This is a genomic window from Rhodococcus coprophilus NBRC 100603, from assembly GCF_001895045.1.
GTDB classification, from domain to species: domain Bacteria; phylum Actinomycetota; class Actinomycetes; order Mycobacteriales; family Mycobacteriaceae; genus Rhodococcus; species Rhodococcus coprophilus.
Map to the genome: position 1 here is coordinate 196409 of NZ_BDAM01000002.1, position 19123 is coordinate 215531.

The 19123-nt window shown below is 63.2% G+C and carries 17 protein-coding genes and 1 pseudogene; 11 read left to right on the plus strand and 7 right to left on the minus strand.

Annotated features, from left to right (window positions below):
* Positions 1-46: 46 nt before the first annotated feature.
* Together ilvA and RDCOP1_RS05285 are read right to left on the minus strand one after the other, a co-directional pair.
* Positions 47-1357 (minus strand): threonine ammonia-lyase IlvA, encoded by a 1311-nt coding sequence (ilvA, locus tag RDCOP1_RS05280; protein WP_231922926.1) that lies wholly within the window; start codon positions 1355-1357, stop codon positions 47-49.
* Positions 1358-1482: 125 nt separating this feature from the next.
* A pseudogene (locus tag RDCOP1_RS05285) lies at positions 1483-2718 on the minus strand (thiamine pyrophosphate-dependent enzyme); the annotation flags it as partial.
* A gap of 389 nt (positions 2719-3107) precedes the next feature.
* On the opposite strand from RDCOP1_RS05285, the gene RDCOP1_RS21255 reads away from it, so the two are divergent.
* Complete coding sequence (locus RDCOP1_RS21255; RefSeq protein ID WP_143152179.1) at positions 3108-3305, plus strand: hypothetical protein; 198 nt, start codon at positions 3108-3110, stop codon at positions 3303-3305.
* Here the strand turns inward: RDCOP1_RS21255 and RDCOP1_RS05290 are convergent.
* Positions 3291-4379 (minus strand): pentapeptide repeat-containing protein, encoded by a 1089-nt coding sequence (locus tag RDCOP1_RS05290; protein ID WP_111731557.1) that lies wholly within the window; start codon positions 4377-4379, stop codon positions 3291-3293. The two genes, RDCOP1_RS21255 and RDCOP1_RS05290, sit on opposite strands and share 15 nt — an antisense overlap.
* Before the next feature lie 305 nt (positions 4380-4684).
* Here RDCOP1_RS05290 and ligD point away from each other — a divergent pair, with 305 nt between their 5' ends.
* Positions 4685-5626 carry a non-homologous end-joining DNA ligase gene (ligD, locus tag RDCOP1_RS05295; protein WP_371836802.1) on the plus strand — a complete coding sequence of 314 codons (942 nt, stop codon included), beginning with the start codon at positions 4685-4687 and terminating at the stop codon, positions 5624-5626.
* Between the two features lie 52 nt (positions 5627-5678).
* On the opposite strand, the gene RDCOP1_RS05300 is transcribed toward ligD, so the two are convergent.
* Positions 5679-5981, minus strand: coding sequence for a hypothetical protein (locus RDCOP1_RS05300; RefSeq protein WP_072699076.1), 303 nt, complete (start codon positions 5979-5981; stop codon positions 5679-5681).
* Between the two features lie 284 nt (positions 5982-6265).
* Between RDCOP1_RS05300 and RDCOP1_RS05305 the strand changes: the two genes are divergently transcribed.
* Entirely contained in the window at positions 6266-7072 is an 807-nt protein-coding gene (locus RDCOP1_RS05305; RefSeq protein WP_072699077.1) for a hypothetical protein, read from the plus strand.
* A 540-nt stretch (positions 7073-7612) separates the two neighbouring features.
* Here RDCOP1_RS05305 and RDCOP1_RS21260 read toward each other — a convergent pair.
* A complete protein-coding gene (locus tag RDCOP1_RS21260; protein ID WP_143152180.1) occupies positions 7613-9307 on the minus strand; it encodes a hypothetical protein in 1695 nt (564 codons plus the stop codon).
* Positions 9308-9895: 588 nt separating this feature from the next.
* Between RDCOP1_RS21260 and RDCOP1_RS05325 the strand changes: the two genes are divergently transcribed.
* Positions 9896-10444, plus strand: a complete 549-nt coding sequence (locus RDCOP1_RS05325) for a recombinase family protein (RefSeq protein ID WP_072699178.1) — start codon at positions 9896-9898, stop codon at positions 10442-10444.
* Between the two features lie 60 nt (positions 10445-10504).
* On the opposite strand, the gene RDCOP1_RS05330 is transcribed toward RDCOP1_RS05325, so the two are convergent.
* Positions 10505-11692, minus strand: coding sequence for a pentapeptide repeat-containing protein (locus tag RDCOP1_RS05330; protein ID WP_072699081.1), 1188 nt, complete (start codon positions 11690-11692; stop codon positions 10505-10507).
* 893 nt (positions 11693-12585) lie between these two features.
* Between RDCOP1_RS05330 and RDCOP1_RS05335 the strand changes: the two genes are divergently transcribed.
* Positions 12586-13545 carry an ArsR family transcriptional regulator gene (locus RDCOP1_RS05335; RefSeq protein ID WP_143152181.1) on the plus strand — a complete coding sequence of 320 codons (960 nt, stop codon included), beginning with the start codon at positions 12586-12588 and terminating at the stop codon, positions 13543-13545.
* A gap of 311 nt (positions 13546-13856) precedes the next feature.
* On the opposite strand, the gene RDCOP1_RS21595 is transcribed toward RDCOP1_RS05335, so the two are convergent.
* Complete coding sequence (locus tag RDCOP1_RS21595) at positions 13857-14285, minus strand: hypothetical protein (protein ID WP_072699083.1); 429 nt, start codon at positions 14283-14285, stop codon at positions 13857-13859.
* Between the two features lie 278 nt (positions 14286-14563).
* On the opposite strand from RDCOP1_RS21595, the gene RDCOP1_RS05345 reads away from it, so the two are divergent.
* The 6 genes from RDCOP1_RS05345 (at position 14564) to RDCOP1_RS05365 (ending at position 19005) form a co-directional block, all read left to right on the plus strand.
* Positions 14564-14845, plus strand: coding sequence for a hypothetical protein (locus RDCOP1_RS05345; RefSeq protein WP_072699084.1), 282 nt, complete (start codon positions 14564-14566; stop codon positions 14843-14845).
* A 73-nt stretch (positions 14846-14918) separates the two neighbouring features.
* Positions 14919-15413, plus strand: coding sequence for a hypothetical protein (locus RDCOP1_RS05350; RefSeq protein ID WP_072699085.1), 495 nt, complete (start codon positions 14919-14921; stop codon positions 15411-15413).
* A gap of 176 nt (positions 15414-15589) precedes the next feature.
* Positions 15590-16477 carry a site-specific integrase gene (locus RDCOP1_RS05355; RefSeq protein WP_307718190.1) on the plus strand — a complete coding sequence of 296 codons (888 nt, stop codon included), beginning with the start codon at positions 15590-15592 and terminating at the stop codon, positions 16475-16477.
* Positions 16467-16697 (plus strand): tyrosine-type recombinase/integrase, encoded by a 231-nt coding sequence (locus RDCOP1_RS21920; protein ID WP_307718191.1) that lies wholly within the window; start codon positions 16467-16469, stop codon positions 16695-16697. Before RDCOP1_RS05355 ends, RDCOP1_RS21920 begins: the two co-directional genes overlap by 11 nt.
* Positions 16694-17026: a helix-turn-helix domain-containing protein gene (locus tag RDCOP1_RS05360; RefSeq protein ID WP_072699086.1), complete on the plus strand. Its 333-nt coding sequence runs from the start codon at positions 16694-16696 to the stop codon at positions 17024-17026. The genes RDCOP1_RS21920 and RDCOP1_RS05360 overlap by 4 nt, the downstream gene beginning before the upstream one ends.
* Complete coding sequence (locus RDCOP1_RS05365; protein ID WP_072699087.1) at positions 17023-19005, plus strand: hypothetical protein; 1983 nt, start codon at positions 17023-17025, stop codon at positions 19003-19005. The genes RDCOP1_RS05360 and RDCOP1_RS05365 overlap by 4 nt, the downstream gene beginning before the upstream one ends.
* Positions 19006-19123: the final 118 nt, after the last annotated feature.

A 19123-nucleotide genomic window follows, 5' to 3' on the forward strand; every position in this document is an offset into this window, starting at 1 on the left:
CCGGGACACAGGCCCAGGTGCCGCCCGGACGGCGACGATCGCCGGTCTACGTCAGGTACCGGTAGGCGGGCGACCCGGGCTCGAGCCGCTGCGCCTCCACCGGCGAGACGTCCATCCGATGAAGCAACGACGAAAGGTTCTCTGCCGCGCCGAGTTCGATACCGACCAGCGCCGCACCCGTCTCGCGGTTGTTGCGCTTGACGTACTCGAACAACGTGATGTCGTCGTCGGGGCCGAGCACCTCGTCGAGGAACCTGCGCAGCGCGCCGGGCTCCTGCGGGAAGTCGACGAGAAAGTAGTGCTTCAGGCCGCGGTGCACGAGCGAGCGCTCGATGATCTCGCCGTAACGCGAAACATCGTTGTTGCCGCCCGACACCAGGCAGACGACGTTGGCATCCGGATGCACCGCGAGGGACTCGAGCGCAGCGACCGACAGCGCACCGGCAGGTTCGGCGATGATCCCTTCGTTCTGGTAGAGGTCGAGCATCGCCGTGCAGATCGCTCCCTCGTCGACCTGGGCCATGCCGAACGGCGCACTGCCGAGGCCGTCACGCCGCAACGCGGCCACGAGTGGAAGATTCGAGTGGGTGACGATCTCCGCGCCGAGACGGGAGACCACCGCGTACGGCAGGTCTCCGATCCGCTTGACCGCGGCGCCGTCGACGAACGGTTCGACTTCCGGCAAGGTCACCGGGCCACCGGCGACGAGCGCGGCGGTCATCGACGCAGCGCCGGCGGGTTCGACACCGACGATGGACGTGTGTGGCGAACGTTCGGACAGGTACGACGCGAGGCCGGCGATCAGCCCGCCACCACCGACCGGCACGACCAGCAGATCCAGGTCTCCGTGCAACTGCTGGACGATCTCGTGGGCGATGGTGCCCTGGCCGGCGGCGGTCCGCGCGTCGTCGAACGGCGGGATCAGCGTCGCACCGGTACGCGCGACGTCCTCGGCAGCGGCGGCCGCGGCCGCGTCGAACGTGTCGCCGATACCGATGAGCTCGACGAAATCACCACCGTGCACACGGATGCGGTCGCGCTTCTGCTTGGGTGTGCGGGTCGGCACGTAGATGCGCCCTCTGATTCCCATCGCACGGCAGGCGTACGCGACCCCCTGCGCGTGATTGCCGGCGCTCGCGGCGACCACTCCGGCGGCACGCTCGCTCGCGTCGAGCTGGGCCATCGCGTTGTAGGCACCGCGCAACTTGAACGACCGCACACGCGTGAGATCCTCACGCTTGAGATAGACGTTCGCGCCGGTCAGAGCGGACAGCCGTGGGCTCGGTTCGAGGGGCGTCGGGGAGACCACCGCAGAAATTCGCTCGGCTGCCGCATCGATGTCAGCCGCGCTGGGCACGGTGGTCTCGTGTGTCGGTTCAGCTGTTCGCGCGGTGGAGGTCACCGGTCAATGCTGCCACTTCCCACTCGGCACCCACAACGCGGACCCCGGCCCACGCCGTCGACGGTGGTGGTCGACCCAGTTCACGAGCCGAACTGCGACGGTCTCGGCACGTTGCGAAGGTTCGATTTCGCCATCTGCACGGCCTCGCCCACCCCGCCGTTCATCACGACCTTCGACATGGCCAGGGCGAAGCCTTTGACCTGTTCGCCCGTGATCGCCGGCGGTAACGACAGGGCACGCGGATCGGTGACCACGTCGATCAGTGCCGGTCCCGGCCGGGAGAACGCGTCCCGCAGTGCGTGCTCGACGTCCGCGGGGTCCTCGACGCGACGTGCGTAGATGCCGAGCGCATCGGCCACCCGCGAATAGTCCACGGACGGGACGTCGACACCGAAGTCGGCGAGGCCGTCGACCAGCATCTCGAGTTTGACCATGCCGAGCGTCGAGTTGTCGAACAGTACGATCTTGATGGGCAACCGGTGCATGACGACAGTGACGAGTTCCCCGAGGAGCATCGCCAGTCCGCCGTCGCCGCTGACGGACACGACCTGGCGGTCCGGCGCAGCGGTCTGCGCGCCGATCGCATGCGGCAGTGCGTTGGCCATCGATCCGTGCAGCGCCGAAGTCAGGAACCGTCGCCGCCCGTTCGGATTGAGGTAGCGGGCGGACCACACGTTGCACATTCCGGTGTCGGCCGTGAACACCGCATCATCGGCGGCGACATCGTCGAGAATCGATGCGACGAATTCGGGGTGGATCGGTTTCCGCTGTCCGACCGGGGTGGTGTACGCCCCGACGACCTTCTGCATCAGATTCCGGTGCCGCTCGAGTGTGTGTTCCAGAAAACTGCGGTCGGTCTTGCGCCGGATCAGCGGTTGCAGGGCACGCAAGGTCGCGGCGGCGTCTCCGTGCACGGCGAGGGCGAGTTCGGTGCGCCGGCCGAGTCGCGCGGCGTCGACGTCGATCTGCGCGGTGCGGACGTCCGGCAGGAACTGGTCGTACGGGAAGTCCGTGCCGATCAGGAGGAGCAGGTCCGCGCCGTGCATCCCGTCGTGGGCGGCGCCGTATCCGAGCAGGCCGGTCATTCCCACGTCGAACGGGTTCTGGTACTGGATCCATTCCTTGCCGCGGAGGCTGTGCCCCACGGGCGCTGCCACCGTGTCGGCAAGGGCCAGCAGTTCCTCCCGCGCACCCCTGACCCCGTCGCCCGCGAAGATCGCGATCTTGTCGGCTCCGTTGATCGCCTCGGCGAGCGCGTGGACGTCGGCGGGCTCGGGAACGAGCGTCGGGGCTCCGGTGCGGACGAGTCGCGGCGCCGCTGAGTTCGCCAATGCTCTTGATCTGAATGCGGTCGGACAAGACCACTCCTCGAGGTCGCGGCGGACCTGCTCGGCCCGCCTGTTCTTTTTGCCTTTTGGCATGGAGAGAACGACCGGCTTAAGGACGCGGAGCGCAACCCCTGGGACGAAAAGTTTCGGAGGAGCGAAGCGGGGGAGAAAGTTTTCGGGCCGTCAGGCCGCGAAGCGCCCAGGGGTTGTGCGCAGCGGCCGACCGGTCATGATCGGAAGGCCAGAAGGGAAAAGAGAGAGTCATTTGCAGGGCGGAGCGCAGCGAAGCTCGACTCGGTGGACACCGGAGGTGGCCCTCAGAGGGTGACTGAGATGCCTACGCTCAAGGTTCCCAGGCGAGTCGATACGGTCTGCTCATGCACGAAGTTGAGCAAGGTCTCTCACACGCGGCCACCGCAATGACGGACGACGAATTCGAGACGGCGATCGCGGCGCTGCATCGGCGTGAGCGCGCATTCCTCGTTGCGGGTGACACCAACGCGGCGTCGAGCCTGATGCGAACGAAGTTCGTGCTGCTCTCAACTCTGGAGAGGCGACGCTCAGAAATCGGGTAATGCGGCGTTCTTCCGCGTTGTCGCGGGCAAGCGGATTGCGTCGAGGTCGGTTTTGCTACTCGGCGGAAGCGGTATGGCGGCAGTCCAGTGCCTTGGAGGCTCTGTGTAGAAGATGTGGGTCACCTGCGCAGGGGTCACGTTCACGCTGGTCAGGTTCGCGCGGGTCACGTTCGCGTAGGCCAGGTTCGCGCGGGTCACGTTCGCGCGGGTCAGGTTCGCGTAGGTCAGGTCCACGCTGCGCAGGTTCGCGCGGGTCAGGTTCGCTTCGATCAGCCTTGCGCCGGTCAGGTTCGCGCCGATCAGCTTGGCGCCCGTCAGGTTCGCGCCGAGCAGGTTCGCGCCGAGCAGGTTCGCGCCGAGCAGGTTCGCGCCGATCAGCTTGGCGCCCGTCAGGTTCGCGCCGGTCAGGTTCGCGCCGGACAGGACTGCGCCGGACAGGACTGCGCCGGACAGGTTCGCTTCGACCAAATCAAAATGGCAGTTCGTCCAAAGCCCGTCCTCTGTACGCAACTGGATGATCCGGATAATTGCCGTCCGCGCCTGCTGCTCTTCGCGGCTGGGCCTGGCCTCGTCGGCGTCAACCTCCTGGGGACCATCGCCTGGGGGCGACTGGGGGCGGCTACGGAGATAGGCGCACAGGAGGTCGACACAGACCTGTCGTTCGGAGTCGTTGCCGAACTCATGCCAATCGTCAGCCAGTGAGGCAAGCGCATAGACGCCGGCGAGACGAATCGCGGAATTGTCATGACCGAGTTGCTCGGCGCAGGTGGTGTACCGCTCGCGTAGGTGCCGCTCCCTACCACTGTGATGCTCGCGGTTGTCGGCCTGGACCTTGTGTTCGTGCTGACTGGCAGCTGTCTGGTTCGCGGTGTCGAGTGCTCGTTGCCGGTGATAGGCGAGCACTGCTGCGGGAACTCCAACCGCGGCTGCGGCGATCAGCCCTACAGTCCGTCCCAGGCCACTCAGATCGGCAGTCGCCACACTGACCCCGTCTGGGGTGGCTAGTTCGGCGAGAATCCAGGTGACGGCGGCGACGAGGATTAAGGTGCTGACCCCGTAGAAGACCAAACTCATTGGCGACACCCGCTCCGCTCGCGTCATGGGCACTTTGTTTCCGGGCGGGGGAACAGGCGAATTCGGGTGTGACACAGGCAGAATCTATATGCACGTACCGCAATTACCGGGCTGGCAATGCAGACAGCCGGACCCGGCGAGTCGATTCTCCCCCAAAGGCTGGTGCTGCCGCGCCGCCGCTGCGCGCCGGCTTGCCACCGACACGACCGCGTCCCGTCGTCGCCCGCGTCCTTCGTTTCCCCTCGGCCACCAGCGGGCTTCCGCACACTCAAAGAATGTCCCCGTCGTCGACGGTGCCCTCTCCGATGTTGGCCACACTCGGCCAACTGCCGGAGGGCGCGGGCTGGGCGTGGGAGATGAAGTGGGACGGACAACGGGCAATTGCCCAGGTCGAGGCTGGTTCGGTTCGGATGTTCAGCCGAAACGGCAACGACATCACGGCCACCTTCCCGGAATTGGCCGACCCGCTCGTCGAGGTCCTCGACGGCCGTGAGGCGATCCTCGACGGGGAGATCGTCGCTCTCGACAAGCACGGCTGGCCCTCTTTCGGCCGACTCCAGCGCCGGATGCACGTACTGCGGCCTACCGCCTCGCTGCAGAGCGGCACACCGGTCACCTTCTACCTGTTCGACGTTCTCGCGCTCGACGGTCGGTCGACGACCGGCCTGCCGTATCTCGAGCGGCGGGAACAGCTCGAGTCGTTGGACTTTACCGGACCGCGGGTGCAGGTACCGCCGTTCTGGACCGGCGTCGACGGCGGCCGCATGCTCGACCTGGCGCGTGAGCACCACCTCGAGGGTGTGGTTGCCAAGCGCGTCGACTCCACCTACCGGCCGGGTCGGCGGTCTCCCAACTGGGTCAAGCACCCGTTTCGCGCCAATACCGAAGCCGTCATCGTCGGTTGGGTCGACGGAGCCGGTAGCGCTCGCGGTGGCGTCGGATCCCTGTTGCTCGGCGCGTACGACGATGAGGGGCGGCTGGTCTACATCGGGCATGTGGGTACCGGGTTCACCGGTGCCGGCCGACGGGCGCTGCGGGAGCAACTCACTCAGTTGGAGCGGGCGACGAGTCCGCTCGCTGCGCCGCCGCCGGCTCGGGACACGAAGGGCGCTCACTGGGTAGAACCCGAACTGGTCGGTGACGTGAAGTTCCGTGAGTATGTCGGCGGGAGTCTTCGGCATCCTGCGTGGAAAGGCTTGCGCGACGACAAGTCCCCGACCGACATCGACCTCCCCGGTCATCACTAAAGGATGACGGCCGGACCCGACACCTGACGTAGTCAGGTCCGACGAACGGTAGTCAGGCAGCCACGTTCGGTACGGCCAGCTTGCACTGCCAGCACTCGTACTGTTCCTGGCTCGGATCGACGTTCTGGAGGGCGTTGCAGCGCGGACACGTCGCCGCCTTCATTCCGGCCGGGGCGGGCGGCTCGCCTTTCGCGGCCAGTACGGCCGCGATGATCGCAATCGGTCCGAGCACACCAAGGAGGAAGAAGCCCCCACCGCTCCGGTTTTTGCTGCTCGCGATCCCGCTGGCGATAAGGCCGCACACGACAGCGACGAAGATGGACACGACAAGCATGCCGAGAAGGTCTTCACTCATTTGTCCCCCTAAAAGTCCTGAGCCTCGTTTGAGGCTGCAGCGTGCACAACGTGAGCTGATGCACAAACCTCTATAGCCGCCCGGCCGGCCACCGTTACAACCTCGGATCTCTCGCCGGGAGTGGCGGTTACGACGCGATGCCCGACACTCCCGGCGAGCTCACCCCAACGTTTCTTGGATGGCATCCGTGGATGCCAACCGCATAGTGCACACTGCACACTGCACCTCTCCCGTCCTTGGATACGGGTTCACCACCACACCGCTACCGAAGGACGGGAAGAGACATGATTGGCGAGGACACACGGCACGAAGTCACTGAGATCAAAGCGATCCGGGGCACCGAGTCGAAAAAGATTACAAGCATGCAGCAAGAAGGCTGGGAGCTGGTCACCCAAGAGAAGGGCGGCCTGCGAACCACCATGACTTTCCGTCGACCAAAGCCGAAGCCCCCCTGGCGATTGTGGGCCGCACTCGGTGGTGTCGGTGTCATCCTGGTGGGCATTATGACCGTCGGGGCGCTAGTGGAAGGCGACAGCGACGCCTCTACGACCGATGCCGTGGCAGCCTCGAACGTCGAGCAGTCCACCCCACAGCCTGCTCCGGAACCGGAAGCGGATCCCTCCTCGTCGGTTGACCCGATGATCTGTGATACGACGGGATTGTTCAGCGATCCACGTAAGTTCGGCCAGACCGCGATCTACAGCAAGAAGGTGCGGTCGGGCGAGGTGAAGCTGGAGATCACCGTGGGCGCACCGGTCGAGTTCACGCTGAGTGAGAACGCGATCATCGCGTATGATTTGCCTCCGCAGCCCGTGAGCGTCTATTTCCCGATCACCGTCAAGAACACATCGCCGGATCTAGCAGTGAGCATGATCCACACCCAGGCCACCAACGCCGAACAGGGCGAATACGACGTCCGGGAAGTAAGCGACGGCGACGTCGACGCGTTCGCGATCAGTGAAGTCATGCGGTTGCCTATGGGCGAGACGCTGAGCATCAAGGAAGGCTGGAACATGGCAACGCTTGAGGGCATCGAATACCGCGTGAAGATCAATGGTCTGTCCGGCTACACCATCAAGTTCACGCGGTGATCCCAAGGTGACGGGCTAGCTCGCCGGAACGATCGGCTGCCTGCGGCCACAGCGGGCCCACCGCCTGGGGGAGCCGAGACCTGCCACTGCGGCCGCTACTCGGATCGGCGGCTCCCACCCTTCACAGCGGCCCGGGTCCAACTTTCGGGCACCATGCTCCGAAAACCTTCCATAACGGTCAATACGAAACTCGCGCTTGTAACGCTGGTCCACACCGGGGCGATTCAGGCGTTATGCCGGATTTTACGGGTCCGGACGCTGGATTCCGTCGAGCCGCCGGCAATCGACAACAGGGGGAGTATATGACCGGAGCTGCCGCACCCACCGGAAAGAAGAAGCACCGGTGTTAGCGAACGCGATAGGCACGACAGTTGCTGCACCAAGAGCTGGAGGGGACTGTCCCGCCGATAGCCTAGTTGACATAATCCTAAATTATCGGCTTTCGGTCAACAGAGGTAAATACCTGTAGGGCATACGATTCCGGACACTGCATCTGGGCCTACGAACTCATAACGTCCGCCATATGCCAACTCCCCGATGCTAGACGTCCAGGATCATTTGGCCGTTGGTTCGCAGTTCTTCGGGATCATCGTCCTGCAGAAGCCGGAAATAGATAGGATCATCATCTATTGGTACTAGCGCGATCTGTATCGCGTCCGCCAAACTTCTACCGTTCATGAAATCTATCGCCTCCTCGATGTTTTCAATCTTAGTTTTGCGACATTCGTAGACGCCAAATCCGAGATATACTTGCTCTCCGCACACGGGGACAGGCCGGTACTCGGAAAGAGTGATTCGCATGGGCTTCTCGGTCATTCTCTGAGAAATATTGACGCCGTCACCATCATCTTTGGAGAATTCAAGTGTCGACGTGAATCTGGCTGGTCCGGAGACCGGAATTCTCTCGCCGTCCAGAAGGCGAGTTGCGATATCTATTTCTCGTCTTTGGTCGTCGGAAAATGCAACTGGGGACGGAAATGGTGTGTTACTCGTAGACTGTATTCGCGCAAGGCGTTCTACGAGTTCGATCAGAACGGAAGGGACTGGGGATGGGCATTCAAGCTGAACGGAATAGCCGACTGGACGGGCGTTACCCAATTCAAGATCGATCCTATTGGGTGCGCGCAAGTGATAACCAAATTTCAGTACGGTCAGGAGTTCATGGGGATAGAGGTCGCTTTTCGGTTGAAATTCAACCTTAATGCGTGCCTTGACTGTGACTGCCGCAGTCTCGGGCTCTACCTCTGCTGCAACGTGAACCGAATCAGTTCTATCGTGTCCGTAAATCGTTGCAACCCTGCGTCCGATCTGGCGTTCTCGGAATTGGATCGGGAGGGTTGCTTTCCTGAGACCGTGGGGGTCTGAGATGACGATCCGACCATCTATTCTTTCGGCTATCGGTGCTCGTGTGGATCCAATCCTCACGTTTACTGATTTTCCAGTTAGGTCGGAGATCCCTGCGGCACCGGATGCGCTGATTATTTTCGCGTATGCACCATCCACTGTGACCGCCTCTCCGCGATCGATGCGGTCCCGGAAATTTTTGGCTTCGAGTTTCCCGATCTCCGAGTCAGGAAAATTGAAGTTCATAGAAAAGGTAATAGGCCGTTCTTGGTCGGCGCCGTTCCATCGAGGGACGTGCGTTAGCGATACTTCGCCATCAATGATGGAAATATTGATCTTGTAATATGGATCGATCTCGTTAAGTCGGTTAGCCAGGTTTCGTAAACGCTCAAGGCCCGATGAAAGATTTTCAAATGTGGCTTGTTCCTGATTCAGCTCACGAAGTAGTCGGACGACTTCATCGTTGGCTCCATCGATGAAGTATCTGATGATAGCAGGGTGCTCCGCCATCTGCTTGTTGAGCCAGTCTTTTCCGAGCCAGTAGATTGGGCACTCAAGGTCATACTTTTCTTTTAGTGAATCGAACCACTTGAGTTCCTCTGGAGTGTGGTCGATTGGGACAACCAATGTCCAGCTATCGGGTTGGTGTGCCATCGCATTCTTGAGGCTTTTCTCTACTTGTGACCGGCGGCTTTGTTGCCAACCCAGCCGCCCGGTGAATGACTTACATTCGAAGATATGCAGTTCGCCATCTTCCTTGATCTGCACATCCCGTCCGCCGTCCCCGCCGGCCCCGTCGATCCGCTGGGCAGACGGATGCAGGGTGCTCAAGAGAACCGAAGCTATGTCCTCATAGCGATGAGCGACTTCGTCCCACTTCACTGCTGTCACCAGTTCAATCTATTACGAATGAGAGTGAGGATGTCCGGCTTGTGCGGTGTAGGACGGTGAACACGGCTAAGACTAAGGTGAACCCGACTGGTATCGAAAATGTCGCATGGATCTGGTCGCATATCGAACGTGGCTCCTAAGCCTCAGGATGCTCGGATCGGCGGTGAGCGAGTTCGGCGCGTACTGCATTGTAGGTGAGGAACGGTTTTCCTGGTTCCGTATGTGGCACGTCCTCGCGCTTGAGATCCTCCAGGAACTCCTCAAGCCATTCCGTAGTTCACTTGTCCAGTCCCGAGACGCGATGGTTGTCAGGCATGGCTTTCACTTTCCGCTTCCATGTCCGACATCCGTCACGCCCGGCGCCTGCACCTAGCGCGGTGTGCGCGCTTGAGTCCGCGACGTCTGTCGCTTGCACGACACCCGATCGGCAACTGGATGGGTTGTCCGGCGCGTGTTTCAAATACAGTCGTTTATGGAACACGAGCGGGCGAATCGGGCGACCAGGCACGCCCTCCGTTCCGAAACTCGTGTCCAAAACCGGCGTTTCGAAATAACTGCTGTCGGTGAGTTATGGAACACTGCGAGCTCGTGAGCGAACTTTTGGGCTATGCCAGGGTCTCGACGACCGAACAGACCCTCGATTTGCAGAGCGACGCCCTGAGCGCCGTCGGGTGTTCGCGGATCTGGACCGAGACCGCGAGCGGGGCAACCACCGCCCGACCGCAACTCGACGACCTGTTCTCTCACCTCCGAGCCGGCGACACTCTGGTGGTGTGGCGGCTCGATCGTCTCGGGCGCTCACTGCCTCATCTGCTTCAAGTGGTCACTGACCTTGAGGAGCGTGGCATCGGCTTCCGGTCGGTGACCGAGGCCATCGACACCACGACCGCCGGCGGCAAGCTGATCTTCTCCATCTTCGGCGCGCTCGCGGAGTTCGAACGCAACCTCATTCGTGAGCGCACTTCTGCCGGCCTGGCCGCTGCCCGCGCCAGAGGGCGTGTCGGCGGCCGGCCGCCGAAGATGACGACGAAGAAGATCAAACAGGCGAAGTTAATGCGCGACAACGGGATGAGTCAGACCGAAATCGCAGAGATCCTCGGTGTCGGACGCACCACTCTGTATCGGCATCTGAGGTAGAGCGGTCGTGGCAAATTCGGCCTTCCCTGCCAGAGCATCCGATTGCCGCAGTGTGGACTGCTATTCCGAGTTGGACGCGCTGGCGATGAGCGGTGGCGGCGTGAACCCGTCGGCCCATTGGGTCGTTTCTGAATAGCGGCAATTCTCTAGATTGGCGTTGGTCAAGTCCGCGTTGGTCAAGTCCGCGTTGGTCAAGTCCGCGTTGGTCAAGTCCGCGTTGGTCAAGTCCGCGTTGGTCAGGCGCGCGTTGGTCAGGCGGGCGTTGGTCAGGCGGGCGTGGGTCAGGTTCGCGTGGGTCAGGTTCGCGTTGGTCAGGTTCGCGTTGCTCAGGCGTACTCCGTTCAGGCGCGCTGCGGTCAAGTCCGCACCGAACAGGTTCGCGTTGCTCAGGCGTGCTCCGTTTAGTTTCGCGTGGGTCAAGTCCGCACCGAACAGGTTCGCGCCGGTCAGATTCGCACCCATTAGTTGCGCGCCGGTCAAAGTTGCAGTTTTCAAGCTCGCACTGTCCAGATTTGCTCTGTTCAGATTCGCTCTGTTCAGGGACGCTCTGTCCAGGCGAGCACTGTCCAGGCGAGCACTGTCCAGGAGCGCTCCGTCCAGTTCCGCACCGACAAGGTTCGACCCCGTGAGGTCCGCGCCGGCCAAATCAAACTGACAGCCCGCCCATTGCCCGCGATCCGCTCGAGACCGGATGGCCCGAATAATCGCTGTTCGTACGTGATTCCCTTCATCTGGTTGCGGGCGGCTGCGTAGATAGGCGCACAGCAAGTCGATGCAGACCTGTCGTTCCGAATCATTTCCAAACTCGTGCCAATCGTCCGCCAGTGAAGCGATTGCGTAGACGCCGGCGAGCCGAATTGCGGAGTTGTCATGGCCGAGTTGTTCGGCGCAAGTGGTGTACCGCTCACGCAGGTGCCGCTCTGTGCCGGTACGGTGCTCGCGGTCATCAACGCGGACCTTGTGCTCATGTTGCCTGGCAGCCGTCTCGTGCTGGGCGGCAGCGGTCCGGTTGGCGGTGTCGAGTGCTCGCTGCCGGTGATATGCGAGGACTGCTGCGGGAACGCCGACGGCGGCTGCGGCGATCAGCCCGACAGTCCGCCCCAGGCCACTCAGATCTGCCGTGACCACGCTAACGCCGACTGGGGTGGCAAGTTCGGCGAGTACCCAGGTGAGACCACCGACCAGTAGCAACGTGCCGACTCCGTAGGAGACCAAGCTCTTCGGCGAAACCTGCTGTGCTCGGGTCACGGGCACGTTGTCTTCGGGCGGGGGTACAGGCGAATTCGGGAGCGACACAGTCAAAACCTATACGGACGGTAGCCGTGGTTCCGGATGAGTTTCTCGTCGCCGGTGACGGTGAGGCCACGCTCGATCTGGCGTGCACGAAATTCGTGCTCCTGTCCGCTCTGGAAAGTCGTCGCGGGCGCCGCTGATCGGCGGTGTTGCTTGGGGTTCGGGTTTTCTCCGACTTCCGTATGTTGCGGTATTTGCGCCGCCTAGCCAACCGCGGTCCTTCGTTTCCGTCTCGGCTGCCAACAGGATTCCGCACACTCGGAGAATGCCCCCGTCGTCGACGGTGCCTCTCCGATGTTTGGCCACGCTCGGCCAGCTGCCCGGAGGGTGAAGGGTGGGCGAGGGAAGTGGGGCGTGGCAACGGGCGATTGCGCTGGTCGAAGCCGGTCGGTGCGTATGTTCAGCCGAAACGGCAACGACATTACTGCCACTTTCCCGGAGGTGACCGGCCCGCTGTTCGATGGCCTGGCGGGCGTGAGGCGATCCTCGACGGGGAGATCGGCGCTCTCGACGCGCACGGCCGGCCTTCTTTCAGAAGGCTAGCGACTCCTCCGGCCAGGGCCACAAGGTCGTGGTCATTCAGGATTCGCACGGTGGGGCGGGCTCACTCCCCGGAGACGCGCCACCCGGCTCACGTGCTTCCAGTAACGACTCGAAGTCCCTCGAATCGTTCAGTCTGGAAGAGCAGTACCCGCCCGATCTTGACCGCGATCCCATATCAAGTTGCAGCGTGTTGCAGGTGTGGTCGCACATGAGTTGCAGAGGAGTTGAATTACCTGGCACGAGAGCGCAAGAGTGATTACGTGAGCGTGGATACCGGGAGGACTGTTTCTGGTTTAATCAGATGCATGACAACGCCTGATTCGCCGCAACAGGATGGTGCATCCAGCGGCACACCGTCCGACAACGCGACGGCCACGGAGTCCCCCGCGGCTGAGCGACTGAAGGCGATCGCACAGTGCGACCGAACACGCGAGGAGTATGCGACATTTCGTCCTGCGGGGTTCTACCCGGTGCGCCACGTCTTGGTTCAAAATCCCGAGGACCCCCGCCCCGGAACGCTCGGACGTATGGTCAGCGGGCGCAAGCACCGAGCACTGCTGCTCTACCTACTACTGCTCTGGTCCTGGCGGTGGCTCAAGGACAGCCGGGAACCACTGGCCTCAGATGTCTGGTTGCGGGCACTGACCGCGGAGGATGTCACCGGCTCATTGACCTGGTCACAATCGGCGCTATCGCGAGCGTGGCGTGACCTCGAGCATTTCGGCCTCATCGAAGATCGTGTCCGCGACGGCCGCTTGCTGAAGGTTGTTCCACGTCGCGAGGACAGCCTCGCCGCCTATCGTGCGCCTGCGGGTGAGCGGGACCGCCACAACAAGTACTTCACGCTTCCGAACACATTCTGGATTGACAAGTACTTCGCCAAACTCAAGCTCCCCGGCTTGGCAATGCTGCTGATCATTGCCAAGGAAACCAGCGGTGGTCCGGAGCGTCCCATACCGTTCAACAGGGTCGCTGAGTGGTACGGGATCTCCTCCAGGACCGCGCAGAACGGTGTCGCCGAGTTGGAGGCGCTGGGCCTCGTCCACAAGCGATACGAGGTCAAGGATGCTCCGCTATCTAAGACCGGATCGACGACGTGGATCCACTACTCATTGACGGGGCCGTTCAGCTATGAGGCACGCATGCTTGCTCAGCAAGCAGCGCAGATCGCGCGGACGAAGAACAGCAACCCGGTGCCGAATCCTCCGCCAGCCTCATCGGCGAACACACCTGCGGTGGATGCCAAACCTGCGGTTGCGGGGTGATCGGCATGCGACCGATGCTCAGCGGAGATGCCTGGGAAACGGTGCGCTTCGCCCTTGAGAGCTGGGCTCGAACCATTCGGCTAGTCGTCCTTCTCGCAGCTCTAGCAGGATTCGTCGTGCTGCCGATGTTTCTAATCAGCCAACAAACCGTGCTGGTTTTCTGGGAATGAAGACCGGGGTTACCCGGAGTATCTCCGACAAGCCGTCCTGTACGGGCCGAGCTCCGATCAGCCCGCGATCTCGCGCAGATGCGGCGAGGGCCCACCAACCGCCAAAGGTTCCGGGCTCGGTGCGTCCGTGAGCCGCAACCATTACAGGCTCGGCTCATGGCCGACCTGGGGGTCGATGTCGGGGAATGCGGGTGGTGCGGGGCGGCCGCTGCGGGAGGGATTGCTCCTGGGCGGTAGGCCGGGCGATGGGAGGTGTCCGAGGGTCGCTGCTGCAAGGGCGCTGACGTCGAGACCGCGGTCGATGGTCGCGCCGGCGGGATAGCTCTCGGCTGGGTCGGTCAGCGCGATGTCCAAAGCTTCGCGCAGCAACCCTGTTACTCCGGTCTGGATGTATTCGAAGCGTCCCCACACGAATTGCTCGCGCAGGTCTCCGACCAGGGTGTTCGGCTCGCTTTCAGGCAGCTCAAGGGCTTTGAAGCGTTCCGTGTCGAGGGTGTAGCCGGCTTCGGTGCTCAGCTGCTGGAAGAACGCGAACTGGGTGCGGGTGTTGCCTTCGCGGAAGGGGTGCACGAAGAACCGGGAACTATTCGGCCTGATGCAACACGGTACTGGAGCGCTACTTCGGGCGAGCCCGGATGGTGTAGCCCCACGACCTGCTACGAAGTCACGAGCCCCGAAGAACGCATGATCTCGTCTATTGACTGATCGGCCCGACTGATCGTCAACCGAATCGCTGTAGGGACGATCCCGGATGAACCCGATCCGCCGATGCGCGCCGCTTCGACGGGGTGTCAGAACGTGCATGTCGAGATCGCATGACGCGAGTCGCATCCGACAGAATCGGATAGATGAACGCAGATGCGCTGCCGGACGACTATCGACCGCAACCAGGAGAAGGACCGATAACCCTCATTGCCGACAAAGAGATCTTCACCCTCCGCATGCGTCCAGACGGTGGGGATGACTTCTGCTGGGAATCCGGGCCGAACGAGGGCTATGGCTTCGGTGGTGGCCCAGTGCGGACTGTCGGCGATCCGAACGCGAAGTACCTGATGACGATCGCGGAGCACCGCAGGTCGATCAGCAATTTTCTCAGCAACATCAACCCCGAGACCGGCTACCTCTACTGACGGAGACGAGGCACCGACATGGTGGGCAGCACCATCACGCACACCAACCGGAGACACCATTGGAGGAGAAGTCATGCCCTGGCCCGATATTCGGGATGCGGATCAGCGGACCTGGCGGTTCATGATGGTCGAGGACGAACCGGATTTCTACGACACTCCCGCTGGGGATGTCGATCCGCCCGCGGTGTGGGTGGATGCGATCGTGGCGGTCGCCCGTGATCTTCGGTGTTTCCGGTACGGGCGCGATGTGAACCCGGATCGGCTGATCTGGGAGCTGTCCGTCGGGCACGGTGATGCTGTCATGGTCGGATGGAACGGGACCGCCGGGATCAGTGGGTTTTCACTGTGCGACGGCACGATGCGCACGGACGCGTCGTTCGCGCAGGCAGCGAGGTGGGTGGCGGACACCGCGCAAACCGAACTGGCGGGCTACGACTTCGTGCAATGGCCTTCGCAAGGTGGACAGCTGCTGAGCGCGCGGTGCATGGACGAGGTGGCGGTGTGGTTCGATCGCCACACAGATCAGGTGGTGGCCCCGATCGGCGGGCTCTGCAAAGCCGTGTGGTGACCTCACTTCGCCTGTCGACCTGCAGTACCGCAACAGGCTGATCGGAAATGCTGCGACGTTACCCTACCTGGATGGTGGGTCGATTCGGCTCTCGAGCGGCGAGTATCAGTCGCGTTCCTGCCTGCGAAGAAGACGAAACCTGCACTAAATGATGCTTCTAATGCAATTATGTTGCGATGGATCGCAGCGACGAGGTTCTGAGCCTGAGGTCGCGGGGTGTCGTGCTGCTCAACGAGCCCGCAGCGGTTTTCGGGGCGATGCTCGAGGGTTTCGCCCGTCAGCAGACCAGCCGGGGGTTGGCGTCCCAGACCATTTTGGTGCGGCGGTGGCAGGTGGAACGGTTCCAGCGGTTCACCGAGACGTACCCGTGGCAATGGTTGCCGGGTGATGTGGAGGACTTCACCACGCACTTGCTCAGCGGCGCCCGGCCCTTGGCGCGGTCGACGGTGCGGATCTATCACCTGACGATCCGGGCGTTCTTGAACTTCGTGACCGATCAGCGCTACGGCTGGGTCGCAGAATGCCGATCGCGGTTCGGGGCGGTGCCGACGCAGGTGTGTTTCGAGTGGAACACCGTTGCGCACACCGCCGACTTCGAAGGGCGGCCGGGGCGGCGGCCGTTGGACTACGACGAGTTGGAGGCATTGTTCGCGGTCGCGGACGGCCGGGTGGACGAGCTGGTGGGGCAGGGCCGCAAGGGTGCGTTGGCGGCGCTGCGGGATGCGCAGTTGCTCAAGACAACCTACGCGTGGGGTCTGCGGCGGCGCGAGGTGCTGGGCCTGGATCTGGTGGATCTGCGTTCGAACCCGAAGGCACCGCAGTGGGGCAGCTTCGCATTGATACATGTGCGGCACGGTAAGTCATCCAAGGGCAGCATTCCCAAGCGTCGCTCGGTGCTCTCGCTGCCGGAGTTCGAGGTGGGCGATCGAGGGTCTACGGATCTATGTCGAGAAGGTTCGAGATCGGTTTCATCCGGCCGTGAATCCAGGATTGTGGCCGACCGAGCGGGGCACCCGGGTGGGTTACCGGTATCTGGATCGACGGTTCGCGCAGTTGCGCGATGAGGCGGGACTTGCGCCGGAGTTGACGTTGCACAGTCTGCGGCACTCGTATGTGACGCACCTGGTCGAGTTCGGGTACGCCGAACAGTTCGTGCAGAGTCAGGTCGGGCACGCTTACGCCTCGACGACCGCGATCTACACCTCCGTCACCGACGACTACCGCAACCGCGTCCTGACCGCCGCAATCGACAAGTTCTACTTCACCCCGCAGGAGCAGCAATGACGACGAAGACGATCACCTGGCGGCTACGCACCCTGATGGCAGAGCGCGGCATGTTCAAGACCACCGACCTGATCGAACCCCTCCAGTCCGAGGGCGTTGCCCTGTCCCGGGAACAGGTGTTCCGCCTGGTGACCCAGACCCCGCAACGACTGAACGTGGAGGTCCTCGCCGCCCTGTGCACGATCCTGGGCTGCACCCCCAATGATCTGCTCGTCCTCGAACAAGCCGGTCAGCAGCCCGCCGAAGCCACCGGCACCGGCGGTCCGATCGACACCATAGGCGATCTGCGCCCGGTCCCTGCCCGCATCCACCGGCCGAAGCACTCGTGACGATCCGACGAGGAACCCCGCAGCCGAACGGCGAATTCGGCCCCCGAGTCGCCGCGGCGCTGGCCGGCAGAGGAATACACGCGCCCGAGCCACTCGTGATCGCAGCCGCCGAACGGATCATCCCTGCGCCCCGGCGCAACGGGGCGCTGCGGTTCCTGACCAGCGACACGTTCACCCCGTCCCGGATTCCCGCAGACACACCGACCGTGGTGCAACAGTTGCTGGCGCATCTTGACCGCCACGGCGTGACCGGTATCGGCTTGCCGATCTGTCCCGGCTGCCGCACCGCCAAGGTCGTCAAGATGCGGGACGAACAGGGGCGACGAATCTGCTTTCGGTGTACCCAACTGTCGGCCTACGGAGAGTGCCCCAGCTGTCTGCGGAGAAAGAAGCTCGTTGCCACCGGCATCGAGGGGAGGCCGGTCTGCCAACGCTGCGGCCCCGACGGCGCCCCGACCTTCGAGTGCACCGCCTGCGCGAAGACGGTGACCGTCGCCAGCCGCGTCGACGGCCGGTGGCACTGCCTGAACTGCTATCCGAGACCGGCCCGGCGGTGTGTGTCCTGCGGACACGACAAGAAGATCGCCACCACGATCCTGACCGGCCCGCACTGCTTTGCCTGCCGCAACCGTGTGCTGCGCAACCCCGCCCCGTGTCCCGGCTGCGGCTGGATCCGTATCCTCGCCTTTCTCGGCGACACCGCGACGGCGATCTGTGCAGGCTGCGCGGGTCAGCCGGCCCGGTACGCGTGTCGCCGCTGCGGCGGCGAGGAACACCACTACGGCAGGCTCTGCGCACGCTGTGTCCTCGACGACCGCTGCACCGAACTACTCACCGGCCCCGACGGGACAATCAGCGAACCGATGCGCGCCCTACGCGACCACTTGTGCACCCGGCCCCGGCCGGCGCAGATCATCAAATGGCTGCGCCGCGGCCCGCACATCGATCTTCTGTGCGAGATCGCCTCCGGCCGAACACCGTTGACCGCAGCATCCTTCGTCCGGCCCTGCGGCGACAAGGGCCTCGACTATCTTCACGCCCTGCTGGTCGACGCCGGCGTGATCTCCCGCGACCGGGCCACCGCCGATCTCCTCGAAGCCTGGACGGTCCGCATCATCGCCGACGCCCCTGTCGGGCACCGCCGGCTGCTGGCCACCTATGTCCGCTGGGTGTTGCTGCGTCGCGCCTCATACGACAGCCGCGCAGGAGATATCACTCCCGGTGCCGCCGACCATGTCAAGGCCGCAACCCGCGGCCTGATCGCCTTTCTCACCTGGCTCGACGAGCAGAACACCCCGCTCGACGCTGTCACGCAGGGGCAGGTCGAACAGTTCCTGACCGTTCGCTCCGCGCAACGCTGGCTGCCTCAGTTCCTCGGCTGGGCACACGAGCGTGGTCTCGCGCCGCAGCTCGAAGTCCCCGTCCTCACCCCGGGCCTGCCTAACGTCACCGCCTCCGAACGCGATCACGAACACACCATTGCCACTCTCGTCCGTGACGAGACGATCGCCCTCGATGTCCGCCTGCCGTCCCTGCTCATCGCCGTCTACGGCCTCCCCGCGTCCAGGATCCTCAGACTCCGCCGGGAACAACTCCACGACACCGGCGAGGCGATCGACCTGAACGTCAGTGACCGGCCGTTGCGGCTTCCCGAACCGCTGGCGGACCTGACCCGAACCTATGTCGCTCGGCATCCCGACGTCGGGCCGCAGGACTGGCTGTTCCCGGGGCGACAGCCCGGACGTCCGCGAAACACGCTTTATCTCACCCGGCAGCTGCGCATGCTCGGCACCAGCATCTCCGCGCTGCAGAAGACCGCTCGTTTCCGTCTCGCGGGTGCCGTGCCCGCGAAGGTGCTGGCCGACATGCTCGGCTTCCGCGTCAATACCTTCGAGACCTACGCGCACCTCGCCGCCGGTACCCGCGGCGATTACCCCGGTCTGCGACATCACGACGTAGCCCCACATTCGATGAGTTAGTCGCCAAGATATCCAGTCTCAGGGTTGATCTGGCTGAGGAAGTCGCGGATCGACTCGCGATGCTCGTCAACCGTTGCCGGCTGAAGTGCAGATGGCGTGCCTGCTCGGTCTTGGATGC